The organism is Myxacorys chilensis (assembly GCF_059505265.1).
Genome location: NZ_JCACKG010000220.1, coordinates 1 through 23292 on the forward strand (window position 1 = coordinate 1; position 23292 = coordinate 23292).

21 protein-coding genes are annotated in these 23292 nt (G+C 46.5%); 10 read left to right on the forward strand and 11 right to left on the reverse strand.

The annotated features are described in order from the left end of the window. Nucleotides 1-274: 274 nt before the first annotated feature. The 6 genes from AC5JLB_RS21990 to AC5JLB_RS22015 all read right to left on the reverse strand — a co-directional run bounded on the left by AC5JLB_RS21990 (nucleotide 275) and on the right by AC5JLB_RS22015 (nucleotide 3972). Nucleotides 275-694: a VOC family protein gene (locus tag AC5JLB_RS21990; RefSeq protein ID WP_495875961.1), complete on the reverse strand. Its 420-nt coding sequence runs from the start codon at nucleotides 692-694 to the stop codon at nucleotides 275-277. A gap of 454 nt (nucleotides 695-1148) precedes the next feature. Beyond that, a complete protein-coding gene (locus tag AC5JLB_RS21995) occupies nucleotides 1149-1646 on the reverse strand; it encodes a VOC family protein (RefSeq protein WP_495875962.1) in 498 nt (165 codons plus the stop codon). 107 nt (nucleotides 1647-1753) lie between these two features. Then, on the reverse strand, nucleotides 1754-2251 hold the full coding sequence (locus AC5JLB_RS22000) for an SRPBCC domain-containing protein (protein ID WP_495875963.1): 498 nt from the start codon (nucleotides 2249-2251) through the stop codon (nucleotides 1754-1756). A gap of 59 nt (nucleotides 2252-2310) precedes the next feature. Further along, entirely contained in the window at nucleotides 2311-2667 is a 357-nt protein-coding gene (locus tag AC5JLB_RS22005; RefSeq protein WP_495875964.1) for an ArsR/SmtB family transcription factor, read from the reverse strand. A gap of 156 nt (nucleotides 2668-2823) precedes the next feature. Continuing rightward, a complete protein-coding gene (locus AC5JLB_RS22010) occupies nucleotides 2824-3312 on the reverse strand; it encodes an anthrone oxygenase family protein (RefSeq protein ID WP_495875965.1) in 489 nt (162 codons plus the stop codon). Between the two features lie 27 nt (nucleotides 3313-3339). Beyond that, entirely contained in the window at nucleotides 3340-3972 is a 633-nt protein-coding gene (locus tag AC5JLB_RS22015; RefSeq protein ID WP_495875966.1) for an FMN-dependent NADH-azoreductase, read from the reverse strand. A gap of 177 nt (nucleotides 3973-4149) precedes the next feature. On the opposite strand from AC5JLB_RS22015, the gene AC5JLB_RS22020 reads away from it, so the two are divergent. The 6 genes from AC5JLB_RS22020 to AC5JLB_RS22045 all read left to right on the forward strand — a co-directional run bounded on the left by AC5JLB_RS22020 (nucleotide 4150) and on the right by AC5JLB_RS22045 (nucleotide 11664). Beyond that, nucleotides 4150-5022 (forward strand): AraC family transcriptional regulator, encoded by an 873-nt coding sequence (locus AC5JLB_RS22020; protein ID WP_495875967.1) that lies wholly within the window; start codon nucleotides 4150-4152, stop codon nucleotides 5020-5022. 223 nt (nucleotides 5023-5245) lie between these two features. Then, nucleotides 5246-6991 (forward strand): hypothetical protein, encoded by a 1746-nt coding sequence (locus AC5JLB_RS22025; protein WP_495875968.1) that lies wholly within the window; start codon nucleotides 5246-5248, stop codon nucleotides 6989-6991. Between the two features lie 599 nt (nucleotides 6992-7590). After that, nucleotides 7591-8886 carry an MFS transporter gene (locus AC5JLB_RS22030; protein WP_495875969.1) on the forward strand — a complete coding sequence of 432 codons (1296 nt, stop codon included), beginning with the start codon at nucleotides 7591-7593 and terminating at the stop codon, nucleotides 8884-8886. 4 nt (nucleotides 8887-8890) lie between these two features. Then, the gene (locus tag AC5JLB_RS22035) at nucleotides 8891-9397 is read left to right on the forward strand and encodes a GNAT family N-acetyltransferase (RefSeq protein WP_495875970.1); all 507 of its coding nucleotides are present in this window, start codon (nucleotides 8891-8893) and stop codon (nucleotides 9395-9397) included. Further along, a complete protein-coding gene (locus tag AC5JLB_RS22040; protein ID WP_495875971.1) occupies nucleotides 9394-10611 on the forward strand; it encodes an MFS transporter in 1218 nt (405 codons plus the stop codon). Before AC5JLB_RS22035 ends, AC5JLB_RS22040 begins: the two co-directional genes overlap by 4 nt. 318 nt (nucleotides 10612-10929) lie before the next feature. After that, a complete protein-coding gene (locus AC5JLB_RS22045) occupies nucleotides 10930-11664 on the forward strand; it encodes a hypothetical protein (protein ID WP_495875972.1) in 735 nt (244 codons plus the stop codon). A 384-nt stretch (nucleotides 11665-12048) separates the two neighbouring features. On the opposite strand, the gene AC5JLB_RS22050 is transcribed toward AC5JLB_RS22045, so the two are convergent. The 5 genes from AC5JLB_RS22050 to AC5JLB_RS22070 all read right to left on the reverse strand — a co-directional run bounded on the left by AC5JLB_RS22050 (nucleotide 12049) and on the right by AC5JLB_RS22070 (nucleotide 15109). Then, nucleotides 12049-12564 carry a hypothetical protein gene (locus tag AC5JLB_RS22050; protein ID WP_495875973.1) on the reverse strand — a complete coding sequence of 172 codons (516 nt, stop codon included), beginning with the start codon at nucleotides 12562-12564 and terminating at the stop codon, nucleotides 12049-12051. A 118-nt stretch (nucleotides 12565-12682) separates the two neighbouring features. Then, the gene (locus AC5JLB_RS22055; protein WP_495875974.1) at nucleotides 12683-13246 is read right to left on the reverse strand and encodes a hypothetical protein; all 564 of its coding nucleotides are present in this window, start codon (nucleotides 13244-13246) and stop codon (nucleotides 12683-12685) included. Between the two features lie 125 nt (nucleotides 13247-13371). Beyond that, a complete protein-coding gene (locus AC5JLB_RS22060) occupies nucleotides 13372-13794 on the reverse strand; it encodes a hypothetical protein (RefSeq protein WP_495875975.1) in 423 nt (140 codons plus the stop codon). Between the two features lie 214 nt (nucleotides 13795-14008). Further along, entirely contained in the window at nucleotides 14009-14515 is a 507-nt protein-coding gene (locus AC5JLB_RS22065) for a hypothetical protein (protein WP_495875976.1), read from the reverse strand. Nucleotides 14516-14641: 126 nt separating this feature from the next. Further along, nucleotides 14642-15109, reverse strand: coding sequence for a hypothetical protein (locus tag AC5JLB_RS22070; protein WP_495875977.1), 468 nt, complete (start codon nucleotides 15107-15109; stop codon nucleotides 14642-14644). 484 nt (nucleotides 15110-15593) lie between these two features. Between AC5JLB_RS22070 and AC5JLB_RS22075 the strand changes: the two genes are divergently transcribed. The 4 genes from AC5JLB_RS22075 to AC5JLB_RS22090 all read left to right on the forward strand — a co-directional run bounded on the left by AC5JLB_RS22075 (nucleotide 15594) and on the right by AC5JLB_RS22090 (nucleotide 23274). Further along, nucleotides 15594-16958 carry a protein kinase domain-containing protein gene (locus AC5JLB_RS22075; RefSeq protein WP_495875978.1) on the forward strand — a complete coding sequence of 455 codons (1365 nt, stop codon included), beginning with the start codon at nucleotides 15594-15596 and terminating at the stop codon, nucleotides 16956-16958. Between the two features lie 135 nt (nucleotides 16959-17093). After that, nucleotides 17094-17678, forward strand: coding sequence for a hypothetical protein (locus AC5JLB_RS22080; RefSeq protein ID WP_495875979.1), 585 nt, complete (start codon nucleotides 17094-17096; stop codon nucleotides 17676-17678). A 250-nt stretch (nucleotides 17679-17928) separates the two neighbouring features. Further along, on the forward strand, nucleotides 17929-20367 hold the full coding sequence (locus tag AC5JLB_RS22085) for an ATP-binding cassette domain-containing protein (protein WP_495875980.1): 2439 nt from the start codon (nucleotides 17929-17931) through the stop codon (nucleotides 20365-20367). A 273-nt stretch (nucleotides 20368-20640) separates the two neighbouring features. After that, nucleotides 20641-23274, forward strand: a complete 2634-nt coding sequence (locus tag AC5JLB_RS22090) for a DUF8082 domain-containing protein (protein WP_495875981.1) — start codon at nucleotides 20641-20643, stop codon at nucleotides 23272-23274. The last annotated feature ends 18 nt before the right edge of the window (nucleotides 23275-23292 follow it).

Sequence of the window (23292 nt, forward strand, 5' to 3'; positions counted from 1 at the left end):
CTCAGCCTTCTAAACCTTCCCGCAAATTATGAAGAAACGTATGCGTTCGCCCTAGAAAAGAGAGGGGATGAGGAAAGACTTAACTTCTAATTTTTGCTGTTCATTTATCAACCGGCTCTAATTCTACTGGTCTGGCAAGCTATCTCATGTACATGGGTTGTGTCACAAAAATGAGAAGGTGGAAAGGATGATGCCCTTTGACATCATCCTTTCCACCTTCTCCATCCTCCTTTAAATAGTTCAGCGTGCCTGGATTTCTGTTGCATTTGGATGGTTAGGTGGACTGATCGCAGTTAATCATCCACGGGGTACCAAATTGATCAACTAGCATTCCAAAACGGTAAGCCCAAAAGGTCTGCTGAAGCGACATTTGCACCTTTCCATTTTCTGCCAATGTGCGAAAGATGCGCTCTGCTTCTGCCGAATCGTTTAGGTTAATCGATACCGAAAATCCTTTTGCTTCTTCGTAGTATTCGGGTGGGCTATCAGAACCCATCAATTCTTGGTCACCAACCGTCAGGCTAGTATGCATAACTTTGCTGCGCCATTCTGGTGGTGTCTGTTCGACCACTGCTGGCTCCGGTGCTTCTCCGTAAGTCATCATCGCTGTGATTTTTCCACCCAAGCATTGCTCATAGAACTTAAACGCTGTCTCACATTGACCGTTAAACATCAAGTAGGGGTTCAATTTCATGGTGTACTCCTTGAATGAAGGACTAAGGAACGTGATCAGTACAGATTGTTACTCCCTGGACAAAACTGCCCAAGAAGCTAGGAACCGCGTGACGTAATGAGGCTATTCAGAACCTTGAGGCTCAAAACCTTGAGTCAGTACAATAGTACTATATTTTATCTGTTAACTAGAAAAATCTATCTTGAGAAAGACCACAAAGCGCGTTGAAATTGCTGTGAGTCATCCCTAGACGGCTCGATATTCCAGTTAAAGCTTGTTCGGCCGCGCGCAGGCGACCATCACTCTCGCAAAGTCTGAGCAGTTCTATGAATGATGTATTAGAGGATGCATGAGTGCGGCTTTGCTAATTAGCGAAAAAGACACACAACAGGATTTGAAGTTTGGAGATGGCGAATCTCGGTCAGTGAAGATTGCCAAGCATCATGACGGTCATCAACATCAGTGATCGGTGCGTTCACAAGTTGATCGATTGCTTTAGCTCATTAATGTCAATCTTTTTCATCTGAAGCATTGCTTCCGTGGCTTGCTGAGATTTTTCAGAATTGGAATCGTTGAGCATTTCTGGCAAGATGGTGGGAACAACTTGCCATGAAACACCGTATTTGTCCTTCAGCCAGCCACACTGCTGTGCCTTTTCGTCCCCACCTTCAGTTAGCTTTTCCCAGTAATAGTCCACTTCTTCCTGGGTCTCGCACATAATTTGCAACGAGATGGCTTCGTTGAATTTGAAGGTCGGACCACCGTTGAGCGCAGTAAATGCTTGCCCATTCAGTTCAAATGCCACTGTCATGACTGTCCCCGCTGGTTTTCCGTGGACTTCGTATCCAGCTTCTCCGTACCGAGAAATGTTCACAACTTTTGAGTCCTTGAAGATAGTGGTATAGAACTCAACGGCTTCCTCGGCTTGATCATCAAACCACAAACATGGAGTGATTTTTTGAACGACTTGCATGGTATTTCTCCTTACTAGTTTTAAGCGATCGCATGGCAAACTGAACTGGATGATGCTCCAATTTATCCAACCTGAATTCATCCTGAACTCTTTGTTTCTAGCGCCTTCTACAGCGTTGCTAAGTATTCGTCCAAGCAATCGAAACTGGAGTTCCATCCAGCAACAACACCCATTTCTTCGTGCTTGCGCCGATCATCAGCAGACTCATGCACAATTTGGAGCGTCAGTTTCGTCTTGCCGTCTAACTCTTCAAACAGTGCTGTTACCACCATGCCCTGCGGCAGATCTGCGTCCATCACTTTATCGAAGCCTTCACCAAATTCATCAGTGGTAACGATGCGTTCAGGAGGAACAATCTCACGAAAAACGCCTTTACCCGGATACTCTGTGCCGTCAGGGCCGACCATGACATAACGAGATCGCCCACCCGGACGCAGATCTAGTTCAAGCACACGAGTTGTAAACCCTTTGGGTCCCCACCACTGCTCAATGTGTTTTGGGTCTGTCCATACTTTAAACACTAGCTCTCGCGGTGCGTTGAAGATACGAGTGATAGTAATTGTGCGATCGCTTTCTGTACCCGTAGAGCCAGTTTGTTTCACCATTGTGTTTCTCCTTGAAGTAGAGCGGTGGCGTTATTCTGTGCGATCGCGCGCATCGTAATCTATGTCTTATGCTTGCGACCTTTTTTCTTTTCCTCTGCTTGTAATTCCTGAAGATAGTCGTCCAGGCGATCAAGACTCTGTTCCCAGAATTGGCGGTATTGGGTAAGCCAATGATCCACATCTTTAAGTGGTTCTGCCGCCAAACGGCAGGGTCGCCATTGCGCCTCTCGACTCCGGGTAACTAATCCTGCACGCTCTAGCACCTTGAGATGCTTAGAAATCGCAGGTAGACTCATGGCAAAGGGTTGAGCCAGCTCAGTTACGGAGGCTTCACCTTGAGCCAGATGAGCCAAGATAGCACGTCGGGTCGGATCAGCCAGGGCAGCAAAGGTAACGCTTAATTGATCAGTGGACATTTAGGGTGGGAAAGAGTATCTAACTGCGCAGTTAATTAACTATTAGGTTAAACGTACTATTCAAGGATGTCAAGGGGTAATTGGGAGGCTCTTTGTCATTGCTGTATTTGCAAATGACCAATGACAAAGGACAACTGACAATTTTGCTGGATTGAATTATTTACTGATCGCCAGCGTAAACAATGCGGCGGCTGCCAGTGCTGCGATCGTCCGCACATGGTTCCAGAACGTCCAGTTCGCCAGGTATTTGGCCCAGAGGTTTGCGCCTTCTGTGCTGTTAGGTTTAGCAATTGCTAATGCATCGTTGAGTGGGACGTTAAAGGCGATCGTGACCCCAAAAGTACCAATCAGATAGAGTAAACTGCCGACGAGCAAATAAGCAGCACTAGGGTAGTGCCACTTAATCAGCGAAAAGACAATTAGAATCATGCAGGTTATGCTCGTGCCCAGAAACGCAGTCATAAACCAAGGGTTAATCACCGTGATATTGATGGATTGCATGGCAGCAATGCCTTGTGCTGGTGGCTGTTGAGCTAAAGCTTTCATAACAAAGGTCGAGAAGGCGAAAAAAACTCCAGCAATCAGCCCACAACCAAGTGCTGCAATCAGTTTCAGTGAGAAAGATAAGTAGTCAACCGTTGCCATACAACCTCCTGCGAATTACTGCTCAATTTATGTAGCAATTAGCTCAGTGATTTTGGTACGAGCATTTGTAATCGAATCTGCTAACTTTTGTCCGCCATACTCATCATTCTCTACATGAACAAAGGTAATATCCGTAATACCCATAAATCCGAAGACGGTTAAGAGATAGGGATCGTGGTGGTTCATCTTTTCGTAACGTCCACCAGGTTGAAACCCAGAATCTCCCCGTGCTTCGATAATAAACATTTTCTTGCCTAGCACTAGCGGCTTATAAGCATTGACAACATTGTTGGGTTCAAAGTCAACTGTTCGTCCGATCCGCACAATCTGATCGATATACGCTTTGAATCCACTAGGGACGCTGAAGTTGTACATTGGAACACCAATGATATAGATATCAGCGGCTAAGAATTCGTCTACAAGTTGATCGCTGAGACGAATGGCTTCTTGAAGTTGTGGAGTATGCTGATCGGGTGGTGAAAAAGCAGCCGCAATCCAAGATTCATCGACATGAGGAATTGGATTGCGTCCAACATCTCGGTAAGCGATCGTATCGTTGGGATGCTGCTGTTTCCACTGTTCGACAAACTCACGAGTCATGCGGCGAGAATGGGAGCGCTCCCCACGTGGACTTGCATCAATGTGCAGTAGATGTGCCATTGTTCCTCCTGGCTGACAAATTGATTTCTAAAGACATTGTTAGCTTAGAAAAATGCTTTATCCTCCAGCTATCTGATTCTTGTGGCACTATCAAATTCTTGGGATGAGTTTTTGCAATGCGAGTTAATATTTTGTAGAAATGCATACAATCAGAACAAGACGAGTTGGGATGGCATTGTGGAGATTCCAGTAAACCATCAGGCTGAAACAAATTATCTGCCCATTTTGTCGAGTCAAAACCAGGGCTGGGAAAATATTCTAGTTAACCAATTTCGCCATCCACCTGGTGAGGCAACGTGCCATTTTAGCGATGAACACGCAATTTGTCTATCACTGGCAGCTCGTCCCGTTCGTTCTCTGCATATCAGAGGAGGCAAGACGCATATGGGACTGTATGGGAAAGGCGATATGTCCATCACACCGGCTCAAGTGCCACTTTTTGCCCGCTGGGAGGATGAGGATCACTTTTTAGAGATTCGGATTGCCGCTCACTTTGTCGAAAGTGTCGCTAGAGAAACTCTGGACAAAAATCCCGACCAACTTGAACTACTTTCTGAGTTTCGGATGCGCGATCCACAGCTTGAAGCGATCGCTATGATGTTACTGGCTGAACTCCAACAAGAAAACCTAGGCAGCAGGCTCTATATTGAATCGCTCTCAAATGTCCTGGCAGTGCATTTGCTCCGACAATATGCGACTGCAAAACCTCATGTGCCTATTTATGAAGGTGGCTTGTCTCAGCGTCAACTGGTGCAAGTGTTGGACTACATCAACGACCATTTAGATCAGGAAATTAAACTAGCAGATCTAGCTGCATTGCTGGATATAAGCCAATTTCATTTTTGTCATTTGTTTAAGCAAGCGATCGCTACAACTCCCTATCAATATCTGCTTCAGCAACGCATCGAACGAGCAAAACAATTGTTAAAGCAAACCGATCAATCAATTATGGAGATTGCTTTCCAGTGTGGCTTTAACAGTCACAGTCATTTGAGTAAGCAGTTTCGCCAACTTACGGGCATGACCCCAACAGCTTACAGAGCAAATTAAACAACCTTGCCTTTGTAGCTTACGTGGGTTAGCGGCAAAGTTGTGTGGCGGCAGATAACTTTACAACTCTAGAAGCAGCTTTCTAATCCCTGCTGCTATGCAGTGTTAGGCAACTCTAAACTAAAGGGTTGAAGTAATTAAAAATACTAGTTTTTTTGTACTAAAATAATAGTAAACGAACATCAGTCTTGTAAATTCTCCTATTTTATAGGTTCTGCTTCCTGTGCAAAAGAAGACTCATACAGAGATCTCATCTAGCTTTTCGGCTGAGGGTTACAGGCTGCTCAGCCAGTACGAAGACGCCCATAGTAAAATGCATGCTGTCTGTCCTGTTGGGCATAAAGTATTAATGAGATGGAGCGGTTTTAAGTCTGGGAAGCGATGTCCCGAATGCGCAAAGCTTATAAGAGCAGACAAACGTCGAACACCTGAAAGTGTTGTAAGAAAAGCCTTTGAGGATGCAGGCTACCAGCTATTGGCAGAACGCTATCAAGACAATCTGACTCGAATGGACTGTCTCTGCCCTGAAGGGCATCAGATCAAAATGGATTGGGCATCGTTTAAAAATGGAGTTCGGTGTAATGAATGTGCAAAAGTGAAGCGAGGAAAAACCAGGAAACAGAATACTGCTATTAAGGCTCATGCTGCTTTTGAAGCTGAGGAGTATCAATTATTAGATGAGTACACTGATGCTCATACTTTAATGCGCTTCATTTGTCCAAAGGGGCACAGACACGAAATAAGCTGGACAAATTTCGATTCAGGATATAGATGCGCTTACTGCGCCAACGCTGCACCTGTTACACAGGCGCGAGTGCAGCAGTCTTTTGAGACTGAGGGATATCAATTATTAGATAAGTATAAAACAAAAAAAAAGCGGCTTCGTTTTATTTGCCCAGTAGGACACAAATACTCAATATCTTGGGATAACTGGAATGCAGGACATCGGTGTGCTATTTGTACGGAAAGAGTTGTGACCCGCAAGTACGTCAAAGATGCTTTTGGGGCTGAAGGTTATACATTGTTAACTCAATACAACAAAAATAACACTGAGAAGTTAGATTTTATATGCTCAGAAGGACACGAACACAACATTACATGGGCTGACTTTCGCTCAGGATGTAGATGTGCTGTTTGTAATAAACCATCTGTTGATCCTGAAATTGTTAGAGAGTTTTTTATTTCTGCTGGCTACACTCCTTTAGGAGAATATCAAAAATCTGCTGATAAGATTCCATACATTTGTCCTCAAGGTCATCGCCATTCAACTACCTGGTATTCATTCAAATGTGGATGTAGATGTCCAGAATGCAAAGGAAAAATTGTTCGACATGAAGACGTTGAGTTAGCATTTGCTGCTGATGGATATGAACTGCTGGATGAATACAAAAAATCATCTACGCATATGAAATATATTTGTCCTGAAGGACATCAACACTCAATTGTTTGGAGCGCCTTTAAGCAAGGAGTGAGATGTCCGTATTGTGCTGGAATGAAGCCTAGCCAGGAACAACGAGCAATTAATCTAATAAAAAAGGGAGTTGCTGGGTTAATTTACATGTACTTAAAGCGACAAGAAGCTCAAAAACCATTTTCAATAACAACTTTTTCTGGGCAAGTGGCATCAGAGATTCATCAAGAATTAGGAGTACGTCCAAAAGGACATCATCTTGATCACATCATTCCTCAAAGTTTTTTTGATTTTAGGAGACAGGTTGAGATAGAAGCTTGTTGGAATATTGAGAATCTACGCTGGCTTCCAGCATACGAAAATGTTTCTAAAGGGAATCGGCTAACGAGCAAAGATGTTGAGAAGTTTTCTTTAAACCAGCTTAAATTACTAGCTAAAGCATCACGGAAACCGAATATGCTTAACTCTTTTTTGATCTCTAAAAATGTTAGAGATGAAAGAGATTTAAAAGATGATGGCTCTACCTCCAGCTTTATTCAACTACTTTTACCTCTTTAAAGTAGCCTCAGTCTAGAAGTTTAAGGTGGTCTCAGCCTAAATCTCTTTAGACTGCTTTTCTTTAAAGGCAATCAATTACCTAACTATCAAATCATTGGACTTTTTCCGTATATTTCCATAAACAATATGCAATGCGAGTCCACGCACTGTATAGCCGTTGGTAAAATCAGTTACAGGTTAAATTTCCTAACAGGTTTCCCGCATTCTTTACCTATTTTGTAGTATGATGTAGTATCAATAGAGAAGTCGGTTTTCTAACCCTACGCATTCGATTCCATATCACTATATGGTTTTGTCCGGGCGCATGTGCGATGTGAAGCCGCTCTCCCTTCGGGGTAATCGCCACTGTCAATAATGAAGCCGTTAGCGGTCAACAAATTCACCTTACTTAATGAAAGGAATTGAGTATGCGTAAACTCAACTACTATGTCGCTTGCACTGTTGATCACGTCATCGCTGGGAAGGATGATTCGTTTTATTGATCTAAACGGTGGTGTATTTCGACTGGTTTAGTGGATGACCGATGCAGTCCCACAGCAGTAAATCTCTAAGATTAATTATTAGAAAAGAAAGGCAGTGAGAAATTGAGAGGTTAGCGAATGACAAAGACTTTTTATGCTGTTCTAGCAAACTCACTGTTAGCCTCGCTGACCAATAATTTTGTCTGGTTTGCGGTCACGTTTTGGGTGTATTTGCAAACGAAGTCTGTGTTAGCGATGTCAGTTATGGCAGGCGTGTATCTTTTAACGGTTGCCCTCTCTGGATTTTTCCTGGGGTCTTTGGTTGATCGCTACAAAAAGAAAACAGCAATGCTGCTTTCAAGTATTTGCTCCCTTATTTTATATATCCTTGCCTATATCATTTTTGTTTCGACTCCATCCTCTGCCTTTACTAATCCTGCTAGTGTTGTGCTCTGGATATTTATTACGCTTGCCTTAGTAGGAGCGATCGCGGGTAATATTCGCACGATCGCTCTACCCACCCTTGTGACCATCCTGATTCCTGAAGCAAAACATGACAAAGCGAATGGTCTGGTAGGCACTACAAACGGTGTATCATTCCTCATTGCGTCGATCTTTAGTGGAATGACGATCGGATTCCTTGGTATGTACTGGATGCTTGTGTTTGCGATTGGTCTGATGATTCTAGCGATTCTCCATTTAGTAACGATCGCTATTCCTGAGAAGGGAATTGTCCATGTGGAAAATCAAACCAATCACATTGATATTCGCGGAACGATTCGAGTTGTTCATCTTGTTCCTGGACTGTTCGGACTTATTTTCTTCAACTGCTTCAACAACTTCCTGGGCGGAGTCTTCATGTCTCTGATGGATGCCTATGGCTTATCACTGGTTTCTGTACAAATGTGGGGTGCGTTGTGGGGGCTGTTGAGTTTAGGTTTTATTGTGGGTGGATTGGTTGTTGCTAAGGTAGGTTTGGGAAAAAGCCCGTTAAGAACGCTGTTTCTAGCGAATATTGTTATGTGGATCATCGCAATGTTCTTCACGATTCAGGCATCGATCGTATTACTGGCGATCGGTTTATTCATCTACTTGTGCCTGATTCCTGTCGTTGAGGCATCAGAGCAGACTATTATCCAAGCCGTGATTCCACTTGAGCGCCAGGGTCGCGTGTTCGGGTTTGCCCAAAGCATCGAACAGGCAGCATCCCCGCTGACCGCTTTTATGATTGGGCCGATTGCCCAATTTATTTTTATCCCGTTCATGACAACAGGTGCAGGCGTTGATCTCATCGGCAGTTGGTTTGGCACTGGTGCCGCTCGGGGAATTGCACTTCTGTTTACAGTCACCGGATTGATCGGGCTGATTGTGACATTCATGGCAATGCGATCGCGCTCCTACCAAAAATTATCAGCAAATTATCAAAAGCATTAATTTTATGGTGAACCTCCGCCCTGCCACCTCTAATGATTTAGTTCTCCTGCAACATTGGGATGAACAACCTCATGTGATTGCCTCAGACCCAAATGATGATTGGCACTGGGAGGTAGAACTCGATCGCACTCCTGATTGGCGAGAACAACTGATTGCTGAGATCGACGGTCGTCCGATCGGGTTTATCCAGATTATTGATCCAGCCCGTGAGGAGAGTCACTATTGGGGAGATATCGCTGCAAATCTTCGTGCGATTGACATCTGGATTGGCGAAGAAACTGATTTAGGCAAAGGTTATGGAACGAAAATGATGCAGCTTGCCCTTGCTCGATGTTTTGCTAACCCAGAGGTGATGGCTGTACTCGTTGATCCGCTGGTCAGCAACGCTCGCGTTCACCGCTTCTACGAACGGTTTGGTTTCCAGCGTATCGATCGCCGCCAATTTGGTGACGATGATTGCTTTGTGTATCGCTTGAATCGAGCAGATTGGCGTCCTACAAACGCTGAATGATGTCTATAAAGCGCCAATCTTTTCCTCTCATTTGCTTAATTGCGGCTGAATTTCTTTCTCAAGTTGGCAATCAAATTGCTGCGATCGCTATTCCAATTTTAGTGTTGCAATTTACTCATTCAGCGATCGCAACTGGTATCGCTGTAGCAGGTAATATCATTCCGGTTGTCATCGCTGCATTTGTGGGTGGAAGAGCAATCGATCGATTTGGAGCATGGCGAGTGAGCGTCACGGCTGATGTTCTAAGTGGCATCTCAGTTTTATTGCTACCATTGGTTTTTATTTGGTTCGGTTCAGCATCACCTTTGATCATTTTCTTGTTAGTGTTCATCGGTGCATTATTTGATCCAACTGCAACATCTGCTCGTCACACACTAGTTCCCAAGTTTGCCAAACTCGCCCGCATTCCACTAGAAAAAATGAATGGTTATCGGGGCAGTTTAGAAAATGGTGCAGATCTTTTAGGCCCAGTTGTAGGAGCAGTTTTAATCAGCTTGATTGGAACGGTTAGTACATTCTTTGTGAATGCAGCTAGCTTTTTTCTCTGCGCTGTGTTGTTTCTAATCTTCATTCCTCGTCCACATCAACGGTTCTTGAAACGCGAAAGTGGTGATCCCGTTGCAGGAATTCGCTTTATTTTTCAGCATCACCAACTGCGATCGCTGGCAATCAGCGGAATTGCTCTCAACTTTGTGCTGTTGCCGTTTCTCGGGCTGTTGCTTCCCGTTTTAACCACTCAAACCTTTGCTAATCCCGCATTATTGGGTATTTGTCTGTCCCTATTTGGTATGACAGCAACCCTCAGTGCATTGTCCTATGCCACGCTCACCAAATGGTTATCCCGTTCAGCGATATATTACAGTGGCTTGCTGCTAACCGCAGTTTCAGTCCTGCTCTGTGCAATGGCAACCACATCGATCGCATTAATGATTTCGGTGACGCTAGGCGGATTGCTGCTAGGAGCTGGAAATCCTTTGGAACAGACCGTTCTACAAGAGACGACACCAAGTAGAATTTTGGGACAAGTGTTTACTGCCCAAACTGCCATCAGCTATGCGGCAGGGCTGTCGGGATTACTGGTTGCGGGGGTTGCTACAGAATTAACGAGTGCCAATCTAGTGTTGATTCTGGCTGGAAGTTTGTTAGCAATTGTGGCTGCGATCGGCTGGTGCCTCATGCCGCTTACAGAGCAGAAAGCTACTGTTGGGCGATGAAGGCGATCCGAAGCGCGATCGGGTGCTTGTACATAAGAACACTCATGACTGTAAGTATCGCTTATATTTGAACTTTAAGTACTTTGCGAGTGTTGCGTAAACAAATTGTAGTTAGTTCATAGACAAGAACATCAATGGCTTAAAGCATCACTACGTAAAGTCTCGAGGTATTTAGAGACTATACTTTGAGCACCTTTATTCAGGTTCCGCTGAAGACTGTCAATATTTCTTGAAATGTATGTATAAAAAGTGTCCTGAGATAGCCGCTTATAGTTGCATTAGGGGATGTTGAGCAAGGTTAAGGTGCTATTAAATCCAATGTACGATCTAGCAACATTTACCCAAAATGACATGCAGCGCTGTGCGGTTAAACTCCGCAACATGGACGAGAGATCCCAAAGCATGGAAGAAACGGCGGGTCGAATTGTCCGCTATCTTTATGAAAATCTAACTGATCGGAAGACTGGCAAACAAGCTTGTACGCTCGTTCGGTTTTTTAAAACTCATCCTTACGGGGACCTAGATGAAGATCTTCAAGAAGCGGCTCAGGCAATCCTAAAGGGTCGTCCTATTCTTCGAGCCACCAAATGTCTTACTTTGCTAGCAACAGCAGGGGAAGAGCCTTATTGGAATCTCAGGCAAGACTCGATTGGTCATCAGGCTATTCCACTAATAGACGAAGACTTTGTAAATCGCGCTCCTATGATTCTGCAACTAATTCAGCAGTTTGGGTTGGATGTCAGTACGGTGATCGAACCATCGCCAACGTTGATTACAAAGTCAACCCACAAAGCCTTTAACGTCTTTTATGTCGCTAACGCGATCGGCAGCCCGTACATTCCTGCTCAAGAAGAATTTGTACGGCCATATCGAGTTCAGTCCGTTTTAGGGTTCGGAGGCATGTTGCCCTCTGGAAATCTGTTTGCTGTTATTTTGTTTAGCAAAGTTCCGATTCCGCTCGGCACAGCCAAACTTTTTAGGTGGATTTCTGCTTACGTTCGGATTGCCATCACGTCTTTTGATCGGAGGAATGTTTTTATCAAAGATTCTTGAATTGTTGTCATTTCAATTCAATCGCGCTACATCTCGTTTATGGCACTTGCCTACTCTATTCACAGAGTGAGCGATCGCTGAGAATTGAATGAGAGAGCGTGTGTATGAAGCTTGCTATTTAAAGCACAAAAACCCATCTCATAGGTGGGAAGAATTAGCACGTGAATCAAATTCATCGAAAAAAGATCAACTCATCACCTTTTCTCCTCAGGACAACATTATTGTATTAGCTGAATATTAAGGATTAGTTGCAACGATATTGATTGCGGATTCGTGGATTCATTCTGACCATCGGCGCGATTGGCTCCGCCAAGCTCCGGAGGATCGCTCTTGCTAATTTGCTCAACTAAATACCAGAAACCGTTGAAGGACTGACGTAACTCATCAGGGTGAAGGCGATTGCAACTTCTGTAGCCGGAGGGTCGCCTCCTGAATTTGCGTTTGCAGTAGTGCTAAACTTGCTTCACTCGTTTTTCTGTTAACTTCCAAAATCTCAGTTTCCTTACGTAATCGAGTCATTCGCGATCGATGATCCTCGGAGCGACCCGGCTGATAAATCACACCGAAAGAAACTGTAACGTTCGATGCCTCTGCTGTGTTGACACCCACCGATAAGTTCATACCAAAATCGTTTTCTGAGTTGACGTAAGCATTAGGTATCTGCAACGGCTGGATCGGAATACTCACAGATGTCGAGTTAGATGTTGAATTATTAACAGGCACTTGCGGGTTAGATTGCACAATCTGATTGAACGCAGAATTACTGCCGATCGCGCTCGTTTGATTGCTAGATGCGGTTTGAGCTTGGACAGGACTGATTGTAGTAGCCAACTCAGCGCAGATTAGCCCGATTGTGGTGAGAACTAATGCTTGAGTATGGCGCTGCTTAAAGAACTTCACGGTTATCTCCAAAGGGTTCGAGTTTCATCGCCCTAATAGGTCTAAAAATTGAAATGAGTATCAGTGGAAAGCAATACTTACAATACTTTTACGCTGCTATTTACGCTTTTTGACAATGCTATCGAACAGTAATGACTAAGAGATAATTTAATTTTCCATTACCACTTGTCTGTTGCGTTACTTGCGTTCCTACTGCCGAAAGCTTGACTTGAATCGGTGTATTAGTAGAAGAGGAGTGACCACTAATCTCAACAGTTTTTACACCCTTAGATAAATAGGGAGAAAGATTAAAAGATGTGCTGCCCTTCAATACTCGAATTGTTTTACCGTCAACTTTTACCTGCCCAGTTAGAGTTGCGCCTGGGGCTAAAATCGTTAGTTGGCAGGGCTGTTTGAGTGCCACAGCAGAAAGCGTAATCGACGATCGCTGCACTGAAGAAGAGCGAGAAGTTGAATAGGGTTCCATTGTCCAACCTGCGGTGCGATCCTTTAAAGTTTGGCGGAGCAAATTGTGCGAAGGGAGAGCCTGACTGCCATGATTCAATTCTAATGCACCGGCTCTGGACTGGATGATCATCTTGCCATTGCCAATTTGTAGCGAGGACTGAGCGAATCCAGTTTGAGCAATAAGACACGATAGAGTAACCAAAATTCCACAAGCAGAGGAGAGTTGAATGTTCATGACGATTGGGGTTCCGAATGGAGTGGGCAAGACCAGAATCCAGTTGCGAACGACGAGAAGGATGGTAATAGTGGCAACTGAATTCTGTATCAATTGGGATGGGAATCATTTGGTACATCTCATCATTAGCCGATGTTTGGCTTTGGTATGCCGCTAAAGAGTCCATTCATAAACGATGGGTCTAGTGCAGGGCTATAGACATCAACTTGAGTGTTAACCGGAATCTGAATTGTTGGACTACCTAAACCCGGAACGTTTGGCACACCCTGCGCTCCATTGGTAATCGTAGAATTGCTGTTACGAATCTGCGTAGCATCGCCAGGAGTAACAGCAGTCTGAGCGTTTGTGGTCACGGCTGCTCCTCCAACACAGTCGCCCTTGCTTGCCATACTGACGTTGTTCTCTTGCGTCGAAGGCGTGCGAGAGCCATGAATAGCTAGCTGGTTAGACACATCTAACATGACACATTGAGCAGAGGCAGCAGGCGTCAAGGATGGCAAGAAAGGCAGAAGCGCAGTGAGTAAGCCAAGGGAGAGGGGTTTGAACATAATAATCTCCAGAGTGTAAAGAGCGAAGGATAAGTAGAGACGAAGAGTGAGTAGCGACCAACGGACTTCGTAAAGCAACCTCTGTGAGCTTGGCAGAGCCGATCGTGCCCACAAGAAATTTAGAAAGAAATTGCCGATTTTAGCAGCAGCGCGGTGAGGAAATCGGCAAACCTTAGCGCGGGGGGGCATCTAATTTTGTGGGTGATATGCTTTGTCAGTCCTGCAATACGGTTGCATTTGCTGCGTTACCTTGAACAGCAGAGTTACCTACCCCAACTTGGGTTGCAGTCTGAGCATTTCCTTGCAGCACTTGGCTACCATTCACACCCATAGCCGGATAGTAAGGGAACGGGTAGGAACCCAAGCCTTGCAGCACATTAGCCGTGCTAGAGTTGCCTTGAATTGCCGTGTTGCCCACTCCAACTTGGTCAATGGTTTGATGATTGCCTTGTACAACCGTTGCACCGTTTACTCCGGGGAGCTGGCAAGGAGCAACAAAGCATTGAATTCCAGCGTAAGGGACGTCCCCGCCGAGTTGATTCACAACTCCAGTTTGCACATTGCCTTGCACTGCGACATTACCGCTACCGTTTTGCACAACATTTTGGTCAGAGGTTTGAATCACAGAGGCTGCGTTTTGAGCAAAGGCGGGAGCCGCCGCAAAACCACAGATTGAAGTAACAACAGCCAATGCACAGAATTTGAAGGATTTAGCAGACATGATGTGAATTTCCCTAAGTTGATTAAGTTGAATGTCGACGTTGGATGAATCAGGTAGTTTGCCGATTTCTCAATCCTAAAAATCGGCAAACCGTAAGCGTGAAGATCAGTCATTCGAGAGTTGAGATTAGTGCTGGATCACGGTTGCATCGGTTGCATTACCTTGAACAGCAGAGTTACCGTGACCAGCTTGCAGAACGTCTTGGTGACTGCCTTGTAGTACCGTTGCGCCATTGATGCCAGGAGCTGGGTAGTAGAAGGGATATCCAGGTGTACCTTGCAAGACATCCGCTGTGGTGACATTTCCTTGAATGGCGGTGTTGCGGATGCCCACTTGAGCGACTCCTTGCTCGCTATCTTGTTGAACAACTGCGCCATTAATTCCGCCACCGAAGGGAAAAGGAACGCCAGTCTGAGTTACAATTCCTGATTGCATGTTGCCTTGCACTGCCACGTTTCCCTGACCGAGTTGAGCTGCATCTTGCTCAGAGGTTTGAATCACTGAGGCGGCATTTTGAGCAAAGGCAGGAGCCGATAATAATGTTGCAGATAGAAGACCAAACAAGGAGATGGATAAAGATTTTACGGATGCCATGATCGTGTTTCCTTTTGTTGAGTAGAGTGTGTTTGAGTTTGAGAAGTGTTTTCCGTCTCACTGGTTAACTACGACTCGTTTCTTAGTTTATGCATCTTGCGTTGAGCGTTATTTTTAAGTTGACTCATCTGTTGCAAATGCAGTTACTTAAGCGTTGAGATTCGTGAGTTTCAAGGTTGTGACTTTGGATTGTTTTCTCTCACATCCAACATTACGACTCCTCCATCTGGTTTATGCAGCGTCCTCCAGATTTCTTCTAAGATTTCGCGATCGCAAAGGGATGAAACCTAGATGCAGTCTAAATTCTGAATTTCGGGAAAATTCCAAATTCTTTTCGGGCGTCCTGATTACAAGCTCTTCTAGCCGGGGTCTGCATAAATGATCTAAGTCAGTCTTACTAAGAGATAGAAGCAAATCAATCATCTCAACTGGGCAACCTTTCGCCCAAGTCGTTGGAGGATGGCAGATTCATAAGGAGGCTGAAATGGTTGAGCATCAATTAGGGGACGCATTTGTCAAGATTGTCTACGCCAAAGTGAAATCTAACGGCAGAACTGAGATGGTTCCGCTCAAGCTCTACGTTGATGGTTCGTTAGAGCATATTACACAATCCTTGTTCACCTCGGATTCTAGTGTATCTCCGCAAACCATGTTGGGCGATCGCTATCGTGTTCAGCGTCTTCTGGGTCAGGGTGGCTTTGGGCGAACCTACTTAGCCGCCGATTGCCATCGGTTTGATGAACTGTGCGTGCTGAAAGAATTCTTGCCGCATCGGGTGGGTGATTATGAAATTCAGAAGTCCCGCGAATTGTTTGAGCAAGAAGCCAAAATTTTGCATCAGATCGAGCATCCTCAAATTCCAAAATTCCTCGCTTATTTTGAGGAAGACGGACGCTTATTTCTGGTGCAAGAATACATTAAGGGCTGTACTTATTCCTCGCTATTGCGAGAGCGCCATCAGCGAGGCGAAATGTTTTCTGAAGCTGAAGTTGTTGACTGGTTGCATCAACTTCTACCAGTATTAGACTATATTCACGATCGTAAGATCATTCACCGAGATATTTCACCTGACAACATCATGCTGCACCAAGATCACAACACTCCAATGTTGATTGATTTTGGGGTGGGCAGATGGACACTTGAGCAAGTTCAAGGCGCACCGAGCTATTCGCGTAAGCATTCTGTTGTGGGCAAGGTTGGCTACGCGCCGCACGAGCAAATCTGGATGGGGCAGTGTTTTCCGAGCAGCGATTTGTATTCGCTGGCGGTCACGGCGGTGGTTTTGCTGACCGGAAAAGAGCCTCAAACGCTGATGGATTCGTGCTCGCTGGAGTGGCAGTGGCGGGATCATGCTCAAGTTAGTGATCGCGTTGCTCAGGTTCTTGGCAGAATGCTGAATGCCAAGCCGACGGAGCGCTATCTCTCGGCTCAAGACGTAATAGCTGCCTTGAATACTCTATCCTCGCCAAGTGTCACGTTTGTTAGCCAACCGCTGAGCGATTCGGTGACAAATTCGGTGACCATAGTGAGCCAATCTTCTCCTCAAGCAGCGAATGCTAAGCACAACGATGAAACATTCTGTAGCCCAATTCGTGCCAATTTCTCTGCACCATCATTGACTGCAATGTTTGTCCAGAATTGTGAACAAGAGTTGATGAATTGTATTGGGCCGATCGCAAAGTTTTTAGTACAGCAAGCACTAAAAAATGGAAACACTTCCGGAAGGACTACAGATAGAGCCTCAAATGACGCTACTCTCACGCCGGAAGCATTAGTCAATGCTTTAGCAGAAAAGATTCCGAACCCGAATCAAGCGATTGAATTTCGGCATCGGTTATTACATTTCTGATTCGATAAGCTTAAACACAAAAACGATTGCATAAGTGAGCAACTATAGTCGTAGCAGATTATAGGAAGACCAATCGGAAAAGCTGGTTTCTTCGCTCGATTCATTAGCCGTTTTGTAACACTAAGAGGTAAAATCATGTCTCGTTCTATTCACTGTGCTGTCAAACTTAGTGCAATGCTTCCTCTCTTACTAGGAGTTACGCTCTTTAATCCAGCAAAAGCTTCTGCATTAGACATTTCGCAAATTCCGATTCTAGGATCGGCGCTTCAACGAGGATTATCGCTTGAACCTAGTTTAAGGCTTTTCGATCAAGGCATAAACCGAAACAATCTACAAGTTTGCGTTCTGTCTTGCTCACCAATGCCAAATGGTGCAGTGTCTATGCCTGTCGCTCCGCAATTGAATCGCTCTCTGCCTAATGCTGGAGTAGGAACAGGAGGGTTAGTGCCTCAACAGGTGATGCAGTTGCCACAGGTGTTGCAGCAAGGAATGCAGTTGCCAAATCAGATTTTGCAGCCTAATTCGCTCATGCAACAATCGCAAATGCCACTACAAATGCCACAAGCTGCGCCTATGCAATCGCTTCCTCAAGGTGTTGTACCTCAGGGTGTACCTCAGAGTTTGCCTCAATCGAGCCAGATTCAACAAAGACGGACTTCGACACTCCAGCACGTCGGGCAAGTGTTGCAGCCCCAAATCATGCAAGCGATCGGACGTTAAGCGAATCTGTGAGAAGACAGAAAAAAGTCAATGTGAAACGCCTGAACTGCCCTCACACTCTCCTGTAGGAAACAAGGAACAAGAATTAGATTGGTTCCCCTCGCCCCTCTCCTATGATGGGCGAGGGCAATTCTGTTAAGTGCATAATGCTCTTGCTTCTATCGTATGTCCTCATCAGAGGCTGCTTGATGAGCATCAGAAGGCTCTTCTCACTTCCTCCAATTGATGCATTGTTTTTGGATCTGCTGTCATGCTAAACACCCTAGATCACACCACTATTGTCGGCCAAACTCAGCCCTTCATTGAGTTAAATAATCATGGAGAGATTCTACGATTCCAATTGCAAGAAGAGCAATATCAGTTGGGGCGCGATCGCACGTGGTCTGATCTAGAAATTCCCGAACAAACATGGGCTGTTTTATCGCGACGACAAGCGATTTTACAACGCGAAGGTGATTGCTATCGCATCTATGATGGGGATGGCAATACCCCTAGTCGAAACGGCATTTTTATTCATCACGCTCGCCTTTCAGATCAAGGCTGTCTGCTCAAACACGGAATGCAATTAGAAATTGGACAAGATCCAAGCAATCGCATTCTGCTGACTTACCTTGATCCAGCCAGTAGCCCCACAGTGACGCCCAGTAACCTCCGACTCGATCTGAAACCGTTGCGATCGCCCGTCGAACTCGGACGTGAACCCGATGCAACTCGCTATGCGGCCATGAAGCTTGACTCCCCGGTCGTATCTCGCCGTCATGCCACGGTGTACCAGACTCCAGATGGTGGCTACACGCTGCAAGATCACAGTACGAATGGCACGTTTGTCAATGGAGTGCGAGTCGAGCGATTTGCAAAATTGCAATCTGGCGATCGCATCCGCATTGGCCCATTTACGTTGCTCTATCAATGGGGCATGTTGGAACTCGCCGATCGCGGCAACCAAATCCGACTGGATGCGGTTCAACTCGTTCGCAAAGTGACAGATAAGCTCAAAAACGAACGAGTGATTTTAGACAATGTTTCGCTCTCGATCGAACCTGGGCAACTGGTGGCATTAGTGGGTGGTAGCGGAGCCGGAAAATCAACGCTGATGAAAACCTTATTGGGAATCGAACCAACCAAATCCGGCACTGTTTATTTGAATGGAGATGATCTGCGGCAACACTTTGATCTCTATCGCTCACAGTTGGGATATGTGCCGCAAGACGACATTGTGCATCGTGACCTCACGGTTGAGGAAGTCTTGGTCTATGCCTGCAAGCTACGGCTGCCGCCCGACACCAACGTAAACCAAGTCGTGCAGCGAACGCTAGAGCAAATCAAGTTGCATCATGTCAAACAGACCTTTATTCGCGATCTGAGCGGTGGACAGCGCAAACGAGTCAGCATTGGGGTCGAGTTACTGGCCGATCCAAAGCTCTTCTTTCTCGACGAACCCACGTCTGGACTCGACCCCGGACTTGACAAAGAAATGATGGCTCTGTTGCGCGAATTAGCCGATCAGGGACGGACGATCATTCTGGTGACTCACGCAACGGCAAATCTAGAAGTCTGCGATCGCATTGCGTTTATGGGACGCGGCGGAAAACTGTGCTATTTCGGGTCACCGCTTGCGGCACTCGACTTTTTTGAGATGCCTGCCCCCGATTTGAAATACTTTGCCGATATTTACATCAAGTTAGATCAAGGCAAAACTAAGCAAGACGTTCAGGCAACGGTGCAACATTGGGCAACTAAATTTCACAGCACTCAATCGGCTCAGCTAGACCTAGTGTTAGCCGCAAAATCAAGGCGTTCTTCGAGTCAGAAAGACAAATCCTCTATTCAGCATGGACAATCGCCGCTTCAGCAACTCAGATTGCTGAGTCAGCGCTACGGGCTACTCGTGTGGCGCGATCGCTTGAGTCTCTGCCTGACCCTACTGACGGGACCCATTGGGATTGCTCTGATTTATCTCGCCATTCATGACCAAGATCCATTCCTGCAACTCTCCCCACAAGAGGCAATGCACGCTTCTCTCTGCCTGCGAACGGTATTGGTAGTTGGCTGCATTGCAATTTGGGTGGGCATTTCGGGATCAGCCCAAGAAATCGTTAAAGAATCTGCGATCTATGCTCGCGAACGATTGGTCAACTTGGGCCTCGTGCCGTATTTGGGATCAAAGCTGCTCGTTCGCACGGCGATCGCCGCTTTGCAAACTCTGCTGATGGTCGCCGCTTTGCTAATCGGCTTCAAATCTCCAGAGCCAGATCTGTTCTCTTGGGTACTGGGCTTCGGAATCACGAACTTTTTCACGTTGTTGAGCAGCTTATGTTTGGGCTTGTTACTGTCAACGTTTGTTAAGACAGAAACAGAAGCAAACAATGCTCTGCCGCTAATCATGATTCCTCAGCTAATTTTTTCCGGAATCATGTTTGAACTTCAAGGCTTTCCGACCAAGCTGTCTTGGCTGATGTTGAGTCGCTGGTCAGTAGGAGCTTACGGCGCATTAGTGGATGTCAATCAAATGATCCCCGCCCCGATTCAGATTCCGGGTCAAGCGCCGATTCCTCAACCCCTTCAGCCGAACGCGATCTATGACGCTACGTTGCCTAACCTCGGATTGAATTGGATGATTTTACTAGGAAGTGCGGCGGTGTATGTCGCGATCGCGCTCTACCTGCAAAAACGCAAAGATGTGATTTGAGGAACAACTGCGATTACCCCTTGGGGAAACTCCAAAGCAACCGTAAAGGGGAGCGGGCTTAAAAGTTAATTTTTTGCTACAGTTTGCATGATTCCGGTAGGGAATACAGTGTAATGGCAGTATGGCGACATGTTTGAAAGTACAGGTTTGAATGGAAGAAGCATTGAGAAAGTGACACTCTATACAATTAGCTGTAATGGTTTCAGTTGTGATGGTTTCGCCGGATCAGGGTGTTAGATTAAAGTGTTGTTTATTGGGTTGGTAGAGTAGAACATGCCTCCAGTTGGTGTTGGTGCTAGTCGGTTTGCGTCTGCCCTCGAAACGGGTGAGGCAAAGCTCTGGGTGCTGCTCATTGGAGTCAATCAGTACCAAGATGACGCGCTGCCTCCGTTGCGGTACGCTGCCCTAGACTGCCAAGGATTGGGCGAAGCCTTGAGCGAGGCAACTCAACCCTTTCCGCAAAAAGAATTTCTGATTCATCACGATCTCGTATCCGAGAGGCCAACTTTAGCGACGATTCAAGCAAGTTTGCAGCGACTGGTGAGAGAAGCCAAACCGAAAGATACTGTTCTCACCTACTTTTCAGGACATGGCATTGTCGATCCGGCGAGTCAGCAAACTGTGCTGTGTGTCAGCGACACGCAAAAGCAAAATGCCCTCCAGACGGGTTTGGGTCTCCAAGAAATGCTGCAAATGCTGGGGGAGTGCGATGCCCATAGTCAGATTGTGTGGCTGGATGCCTGCCATAGCGGAAACATTACCTTGTCTGGAGCGAAAGGATCTGGAGCGAAAGGTCAATCGACTGATCCGGCTTTGCTCAATCCCACCCCACACCTGCTAGAACTGCTGCGACAGCGAGCCGCTAAAAGTCGGGGATTTTACGCCCTCTTATCCTGCGACCAAGGACAGCAATCGTGGGAATTCCCTGACTTGGGGCATGGCGTGTTTAGCTACTATCTCATGCGCGGCTTGCGGGGAGAAGCCGCCGGGTCGCATGGCATTATTGATGCCGATGGGCTTTACCGCTACGTCTACTACCAAACGCTTCAGTATGTCGAGCAAACCAATCAACAACTCCGGCTCGTCAATCAGCAAAAGCGCAACAAAGGAGACACGCATTTTCATTCTGAGTACTCGCTGCAAACGCCGAAGCGAATTGTCGAGGGAGTCGGTGAAACCATTTTAGGACTTAAGCCCCACATAACGCACATCTGGCAAAAGCGGCAGGCGTTGCTGATCGACGGTTTGATGGAGCAGCCCCTCTATAGCGAGAGTCCTCGAAGTTTGACAGATCCAATTGCAGAAGTGTTGCAGAGTGATGGCAACTTTGAGTTGCAGTGTTTCTCACCGTCCGACTATCCCGCGATCGCTGATCCGTGGCTAGAAGTGCGGAACGTCATTCTCCGCTTTCTTCAGTCTGATCCTGCCTCGTTGGAACCGCACTCCAGCCCAGTGCAGCAGGTTGCGACTCGCTTGCTCTATCTGCGGGGCAGCATTGTGACATCCGAGGAGGGTGACTCTTGGCTGGTCTTGGGCGACGGCGTGAAGATTAGTCGAGCATGGCTGCGGCAAGAACTGCGGCGATCGCGGGTGGCTCAGCAAGTGGTGATTTTAGACTGTCCGGGCGCAGTGGGTCTAGAAGACTGGCTCGACGATCTAAAGATGGAGTCGGATTACGGGCAGTGTATTCTGGCCTGTGCCTCTCCTGCCGACGATCCAGAGTTGTTTGCTCAAGTTTTGCTAGAAGCACTGATTGCGGCAAATCCTCAAACCGGATTACCGATCGCGACGCTGCTGGCTAAGCTTCAGACCAATTTAGACGGCTTGGGGTTGACTTGCCATCTTTGGCTGTCAGGAACCCAAGGCTTAATTGAAGTATTGCCATCGACGTCGGGGAACAGTCCTTCGGCGTCAACTCCATCGATTTCAACCAAACCGATGCCTGCGATTAGCGCAACGAGCAACTTCAAGGAAGACGCTTTGCAGTTTCCCCAAGAGGCGCTCGCGAGTGTGCTTTCTGAGCAGGTAAGTGGGACGCCGACGTCCATATCTGCCCCGATCGTGCTGGAACCAATCGAGGATGACCCCGCCCTAACGGATCTAAAGCATCGCCTGCTGCTGGTGCTGATGCCGTTGGTGGGGCCTGTCGCCCCGACCTTAATTGCTCAAGCCGCCGCGATCGCCGATCATTCTCACGGTCTGATCGAGACGATTTCGCAGCTACTTCCAGCCAGCAAATGCGCTACTTTTGAGCGTCAAGCGCAGGCCGTGATTGAAACGTGGGTAGACCGCCCCGAAGAGACGCCCCCGAAACAAGTCGTCCCAGTTCTATCCGAATCTCCTACGACCTTGCACCAGTCCGCTCCCGACGCGGAAGGGCTGTCTCCTGAGCATTTGGCGGTTGCCAAGCAAGTTTTGCTGGAGTTAGTCGGGCCCATCACATCGGTTTTACTGAACCAAATTCCACCGGAGACCAATAGCGTTGCAGCGCTAGTAGCCGCTCTCTCCAGCCATCTTTCGGCTCAACAGTGCGCCATTTTAGAGCAACGGCTACCGTTAATATCACCCGTTCCAGCTCGAACGGATGAGCAATCAGCGTTGCCTAACGCTGAAGGGGTTCGTCTCACGAAGTCCGTTGAATCGCCGAAGCTAGACCAGGTTTCTACCGGAAGTGGGCGCGGGGTTTCAACTTCTAATTCAGGCGCGATCGATGAAACATTCATTCAAACATGCGAATACGAATTGACTCGAATTGTCGGGCCTATCGCTAAGTGGATGGTGAATGGACAGCGGGGTGAAATCTCAAAGATGTCTTCTGTAGCGTTTGTTGAGACTTTGGCTGCCAATATTCCTAATGATCAGAAGGCAGCAGAATTTCGGCAGCGATTGCTGAACGCAAAGTTTTAAGACAGGTTGAATACTGAG